We start from the raw sequence: 7,046 nt of genomic DNA on the forward strand, positions 1-7,046 counted from the left end.
GTGCAAAACAGTCGACCGCTTTGGCATTACGTCTTGGCCGATGAAGACATCCGTCGCAATCCGCACTTCGCCCCGCCGGATCCGAAGCATCTGGTCGTCACACCGGTCAATCCGCCGGTGTTTCCCGCCGCACAACTGCAAAAGCGTTTTCACAGCTTCAACCAATCCGGACGTTTCACGTCAGCCTGCTCGGCAATGATCTATCGCGACGACGTGCTGTTCCCGCAAACCGACGACCAGCAGCACGCGTTTACCTGCGAGCCGTTTCACAACTTGGTTCAACACAACATCATCACCGAAGACGGCATCAGTTTTGACTTCCACCGAGACCCGGCCGAGGATGTCGTTGATTTCTTTGCCAGTGAAGATCGCTGGTGCCGGCCGGTGATGGTCCGCACCGGACCCGACGGCGCGCTGTGGGTTGTCGATCTGTATCGCTACATGATTGAACACCCCCAGTGGCTGCCTCAAAACGGCAAAGATGAGCTGAGACCGTATTATCGGCTGGGAGAAAACCATGGTCGGATCTATCGCATCCTACCCTCCGGCAAGCATCCGGGAATGCCAACGATCGACGATTCGCGTGAAGGATTGCTGCGTGCCATGGCCAGCTCGAACGGCTGGCAGCGAGACGCTGCACAGCGCACACTGGTTCGCACGAAGGACATGGCAGCGGTTCCGCATCTTCGATCGATGGCAACCGCCGACGACCTCCCACGCCAGCGACTGCAAGCCCTGTGCACACTCGATGGGCTGCAGGCGCTGAACGCTGAAGTCTTGCAGACGGCGTTGCGTGACCCGCATCCGGGAGTCCGCCGCCAAGCCGTGCGATTGGCTGCCAGACATGTGGTCGAGGTACAGACATTGGCGTCGCTGGTCGAGGACACGGACGCCAAAGTGCGTTTACAGCTCGCGGCCACGCTGGGGGAGTACGACGATCCGCTCGCGTCCCAAGCACTCGCAAGTCTGGCGTGGCAGTCAGCCGATGATGCATACATCGTTGCCAACGTGATGAGTTCGCTGAGTGATCGCAACCTTACCGAGGTGCTGAATGCCTTCATGGCGATCGCGTCTGATTCATCGGCGCGCGACCGAAGCGACCACCCCTTGCAACGACAGTTATTCGCACAGGTCGCGGCCTTGGGGAATGCCGACGCTATCGGTCAAACCATCGCCAGCCTCGTGGGACGGTCAGACTTGCCCCCAGAACCATGGCAGCTGTCCGGGTTGGCCGAGCTGCTCGATGGATTGGAAAAACGCAAGTTTTCGATCACACAGCTTTCCGATGCTCAGCAACAGTTGATCGCCGGATCGATCCAACAGGCGCGGAGCGTGGTTTCCGAAGCGTCGGGAAAGTTGACCCCCATGGTCGACAGTGCGTTGCGTCTGTTGTTACGACAACCAGGCGATCACACCCATGACATGCGGCTGCTCGCCGAGTTACTGGTGCCGCAATCGACGGTGGAGTTGCAACTGGCGGTGGTGGATCGATTGGCCGACCAATCCGATCCGCAAATTGGGGACGCCTTGCTGTCCGGCTGGCCGTCCTACGGTCCGGCGCTACGATCACGTGTACTCGACGTGCTGTCCGGTCGCGCGGCGTGGAGTTCGGCGCTGTTGGCAGCGGTGCGTTCGGAACAACTTTCCAGTGGCGAAATCGGTCCCGCGATCCGCGAACGGCTATTGGCGACCAAGGACAAAACGCTTCAAGCCGGCTGGACGGAAGCCTTCGCGTCTTCGACCAGCCCAGACCGTAGAAAGGTGATCGAAGACTACCAAAACGCATTGACGTTGGCCGGTGACTTGGAACGGGGAAAGAAGGTGTTTGCCAAAAGCTGCGCCGCCTGCCATCGACTCGGAAACGTCGGCCATGAAGTCGGCCCCAACCTGGCGTCGATCACCGACAAACGTCCCCACGTGCTGCTGTCGAACATCTTGGACCCCAGTGCCGCGGTCGAAGCACGCTATCTGACGTACATCGTGCTGAGCGATGACGGCCGCGTCCGAAACGGATTGTTGGGCACCGAGACGGGCAGCAGCATCACGCTGTTGTCCGGCGAAGGCAAACGGGAAACGATCCTGCGATCGGAGATTGAAGAGTTACGGGCATCGGGAAAATCGCTGATGCCTGATGGGTTGGAAAAAGAACTTTCGCCACAAGACGTCGCCGACCTGATCGTGTTGTTGCGGTCCAATCCGACGACGACGGAATGAGAGATCAGCCGTTTGACGTCAACCAGTTCTTTCGGTGCAGCAATACGCAGAGCCTGGGAGACCTTTTGTTCCAACGCGAATCGATAGCTATCGGGCGACACGAACACCAAGCTTCAAGACCGGCGCCCCTGTCGTGCCATCATTTGCAACGACGAGATAGGGCTGGCCTCGATGCCATTGGGTAGGAGCAAATCGTGATTTGGGATCGGGATCCAAGTGATACTGGTATCGTCCCGGCGCGAGTGGGAGGTGCCGAAAGGCAATCCCGGCTTGCAGCGTCGTGAAGCATTGAAAACCACCATCGCCGCCGTCGGGCCCAATCAGAGTCATTCCAATGATCACACCTGCGACCGGTTCGCCGCTATCCATCGCAACGACCTTGGCCAGTGGAGGCCCGGTGACAGTCGCTTGTTCTTTGATGACACGGTCGTAGAACGTCGATCGATGGAGCGCCTGCTGAGCCATTGCCCGTTCGTACTTGAAATGCAGAAATGCAACAGCGCAGGTTGCAATCGCAGTCATGGCAAGTAACGAAGCGATCGAAAATTGCCTGCGTCTGGTTATCGTCATTGGGATCGCTGCAGGAAGTTCCCTGCGACTTTCTTGTTCGAAAGAATCGTCATCGCAAGCACCGTTCCGATGGCAGGCTGGGGTGGGGCAAGTCGAGATTTAGTTGCGTCTGCCCCGCCGACAAGATAGCATAATCTCCGCAATCGCTTGTCGACAAACAGATCCACGCCCGCCTGCACCATGGTTCGCGATTCACCACGCGAGATCATTGCCCACCACCCATGCACGTTGCTTGTTCCCACCGGACGACGCAACGGCACCTCCCACGGAAGCATCCACCCATGTATTCGTCGCTTCGTTTCAGGCTGCACCTTGCCGCCGCCCTTGTTGGTTCCCTGAGTCTCTTTTTCGGTAGCGTGACCGTCGTTGCGGAGACACCGACCAAACTGCTTCGCGCCGGTGCGTTCGCGATCGACATCACCCCGACCAAGTTCCCCGTCAGTTCGGCCGGCAGCATGACGCATCGCATGGCCGACAAGGCACATGACCCGCTGCACGCACGGTGTCTGGTGCTGGACAACGGCCAAACGACGATCGCATTGGTGACCTGCGACAGTTGCATGATTCCGCGCGAGATCTACGACGCGGCCAAGCAACGGGCGTCCGAAGCGACCGGCATTGAAACCGATCACATCCTTTGCTCGGCCACCCACACGCACACCGCGGTGACGGCGACACCCACCTTTCAAAGCATCGTCCAAGACGACTACCTCGAGTTTCTTACCCAGCGGATCGCTGACGGGATCGTCCAAGCCCATTCGCAATTGGAACCGGCTCGCGTGGGTTGGGCGATCGGAAACAATCCGCGGCAGGTGTTCAACCGCCGCTGGTTCCTGCGTCCCGGAAATTCCTTGGCTGATCCGTTCGACCGTGGCACCGACAAGGTCCGGATGAATCCCGCCGCCAACAGCAAGAGCTTGCTGCAACCGGCCGGCCCGATCGATCCCCAAGTCCCGGTCTTGGCGGTCCAGGCCATTGACGGTCGCCCGATCGCGATGTGGGCGAACTATTCGCTGCACTACGTCGGCGGCGTGCCGGCCAACTCGCTTTCGGCGGACTACTTCGGCGAATTCGCTCGTCAGTTCTCGCGATCGATCGACGCCGACGACACAAAGCCCGCGTTCGTCGCCGCGATGACCAACGGGACCAGCGGTGACATCAACAACATCAATTTCTTTGAAGGCGCCGCACGACAGCAACCCTTCGAACAGATCCGTCTGGTCGCCGCCGATGTCGCGGCATCCGCACTCGTCGCGTACCAACGGATCGAGTATCTGGATTGGGTGCCGTTGAAAATGCGGGAAACCGAAATCGAACTCGGCGTGCGCCGCCCCGACGCTGAAGAATTGGCCCGCGCGGAGGAATTGATCGCCGAAGCCGGACCGGGCCCGTGGCGCGACCGCCGGCTGATCTATGCCAACGAAACGCTGGATCTGGCCAAGTACCCCGAGACGGTCCATGTCAAGCTTCAAGCGATCCGGATCGGTGATTTGGGAATCGTCAGCAGCCCCTGTGAGACGTTCGTCGAAACGGGCTTGGCGATCAAGAAACACAGTCCCTTGAAACCGACCTTCACGATCGAACTGGCCAACGGATACAACGGCTACCTGCCGACTCCGGAGCAACACACGTGGGGTGGTTACGAAACCTGGCGTGCCAAGTCCAGCTATCTGGCCGCCGATGCCGAACCGCAGGTGCGACAGACCTTGCTGGACTTGCTCGATCAGGTTTCGCAGTAGTGTTGATGAAGGCCCGGGTGATTCACGCAGGGTGGGTCAAATCCGCGACAACCTTGGGGGTGCACGCCAGCAGCGTGCCACAACAAAGCTTGGGGTCGCGTCAGCGCACCCCAAGTTGTATTCACACCCAGACCGCCAACCCCAACGGGGTTGAACAAGTCCGCCCGGTCGACGCGGCAACGCACCAACGCGTCCGTCGAACCTTCGGCAGCGTTTGTTGAACGCCGCTGGCGTTCCATACCCAATTTGTCCACATCCCGGGGTGCGCTCTCGCGACCCCGGGCTATGTTGTTGATCGCCGTTGGCGAACTGAGCGAAGTAATCTCCGATGCCGCAAAGGAATAAAAACAATGATAAATCGTGCTCACTTCCCGCTAACCGTCGCCTTGATCCTGGCGTTTTGCCTCGGCACAACGTCTGTCACTGTCCATGCCGCCGATGACTCCGTCCATGATGTCGTGATCTACGGTGGCACCTCCGCCGGGATCGCCGCGGCGGTCCAAGTCAAACGCATGGGCGGCTCGGTGGTTGTCATCGAACCGGGAACACGGATCGGAGGCCTGACGACCGGCGGGCTCGGGCAAACCGATATCGGCAACAAGGCGGCCATCGGTGGCATCGCACGTGAGTTCTATCAACGCGTGCGAAAGTACTACGAGCAACCGGAACACTGGAAGTGGCAGCGGAGCGATCAGTTTCGCGATAGCGGTCAGTCACGAACGGGATCCGGCGAAGACACGATGTGGACGTTCGAACCGTCGGCGGCCCTCTCGATCATGCACGACTTTGTCCGCCAGTACGACATCCCGGTGATCTACAACCAGCGGCTCGACCGCACACCGATCTCGGATTCAACCAGCCGGGTGCAGGGCGTCACGCTTGACGGCAAACGGATCGTGTCGATCCGAACCGAAAGCGGTCAGACATACCGAGGACGCATCTTTCTCGACGCCACGTACGAAGGCGACTTGTTGGCCGGTGCCGGCGTCGCGTACACCGTCGGACGCGAAAGCAATGCCGAGTACGACGAAACCTTGAACGGCGTTCAGACCCGCCAGGCCAAGCACCATCAAATCGTGCCGGGTGTCGATGCGTACGTGGTTCCAGGCGACGCGAGCAGTGGATTGCTGCCTGGCATCGACGCCGACGGTCCGGGCGAAGAAGGCAGTGGCGATCACCGCGTTCAGGCCTTCTGCTTTCGCATGTGTTTGACCGATCACCCCCCAAACCGCATCCCGTTCGCGAAACCCGAAGGCTACGATCCGCTGGACTATGAATTGTTGCTGCGCAATTTCGAGGCCGGCGAGCGGGGCATGCCGTGGATCAATTCCAGCATGCCCAATCGTAAGACAGACACCAACAACCGGACGGGATTTTCGACGGATTTCATCGGCCAGAACTACGATTATCCGGAAGCCAGCTATGCCGAGCGTGAAACGATCATTCAGCGTCACCGCGACTATCAACAGGGGTTGATGTGGACGCTGGCGAATCATCCGCGGGTGCCCGAGTCGATCCGAAGCAACGTCGCCCGATGGGGGACGTGCCGCGACGAATTCGAGCGAGAAGACGGCTGGCAAGAACAGCTCTACATCCGTGAAGCGAGACGGATGATCGGTGCAACGGTGATGACACAACACCACTGTCAAGGTCGCAAGGTTGCCGAAGCCCCGATCGGGCTGGCCGCCTACACGATGGATTCCCACAACGTCCAGCGCTACGTCGACGCCGAAGGACACGCCCGAAATGAAGGAGACGTCCAAGTCGGTGGCTTTTCTCCCTACGCCATCGACTATGGCTCGTTGACGCCAAAGACCGAGCATTGCGAAAACTTGCTGGTCCCGGTCTGTTTGAGCGCCACGCACATCGCCTTCGGCTCAATCCGAATGGAACCGGTGTTCATGGTCCTCGGCCAGTCGTCGGCCACGGCGGCGATGCAAGCGATCGAAGCCGACGTCCCGGTTCAAGCGATCGACTATGCGGGACTGAAGGAACGTCTGGTGGCCGACGGACAGATTTTGACCTGGACCGGCCCCGTCCGAAAAGCGGCGGCGTCGGTCGACCCCAAGTCGCTGCCGGGGATCGTCGTCGATGACGAAACCGCCGAGCGAACAGGCTTTCACGCCACCAGTCAGATGGTCGGCCCCTTCGTCGCCGTCGGCTATCGCCACGACGGCGACACCGACAAGGGCCACCAGAGCCTTCGGTTTTCGGTAACGATCAAGAACGCGGGCCGATACGAACTGCGTCTCGCTTATTCGCCCAACGCCAATCGCGCCACCAATGTTCCGGTCATCATCCGTGCCGGCGGATCCACGCAGACGATGACGGTCGATCAACGACGCAAGCCCGAACACGGCGCATTCGCCACGGTCGGCAAGTTTACCTTCCCGGTTGGACACGCCGAAGTCGAAATCAACAACCGCGACACCGACGGCCACGTCATCGTTGACGCCATTCAGCTACTGCCGCTGGCGGATTGATTTTTTGATAGACCTTGTTGGCCGTTAAACCGGCCAACAC

At 59.8% G+C, this 7,046-nt stretch carries 4 protein-coding genes; 3 read left to right on the forward strand and 1 reads right to left on the reverse strand.

The genetic code is table 11. The features are described 5' to 3' along the window. On the forward strand, nucleotides 1-2,214 hold a 2,214-nt coding region (locus tag ABX749_RS15775; RefSeq protein WP_372896825.1), incomplete at its 5' end, for a HEAT repeat domain-containing protein. 87 nt (nucleotides 2,215-2,301) lie between these two features. On the opposite strand, the gene ABX749_RS15780 is transcribed toward ABX749_RS15775, so the two are convergent. Then, the gene (locus ABX749_RS15780; RefSeq protein ID WP_372896826.1) at nucleotides 2,302-2,736 is read right to left on the reverse strand and encodes a hypothetical protein; all 435 of its coding nucleotides are present in this window, start codon (nucleotides 2,734-2,736) and stop codon (nucleotides 2,302-2,304) included. 329 nt (nucleotides 2,737-3,065) lie between these two features. On the opposite strand from ABX749_RS15780, the gene ABX749_RS15785 reads away from it, so the two are divergent. Continuing rightward, nucleotides 3,066-4,523, forward strand: coding sequence for a hypothetical protein (locus tag ABX749_RS15785; protein WP_372896827.1), 1,458 nt, complete (start codon nucleotides 3,066-3,068; stop codon nucleotides 4,521-4,523). A 350-nt stretch (nucleotides 4,524-4,873) separates the two neighbouring features. Then, a complete protein-coding gene (locus ABX749_RS15790) occupies nucleotides 4,874-7,006 on the forward strand; it encodes an FAD-dependent oxidoreductase (protein WP_372896828.1) in 2,133 nt (710 codons plus the stop codon). Nucleotides 7,007-7,046 lie beyond the last annotated feature (40 nt).

Source organism: Stieleria sp., from assembly GCF_041595215.1.
GTDB lineage: Bacteria > Planctomycetota > Planctomycetia > Pirellulales > Pirellulaceae > Stieleria > Stieleria magnilauensis.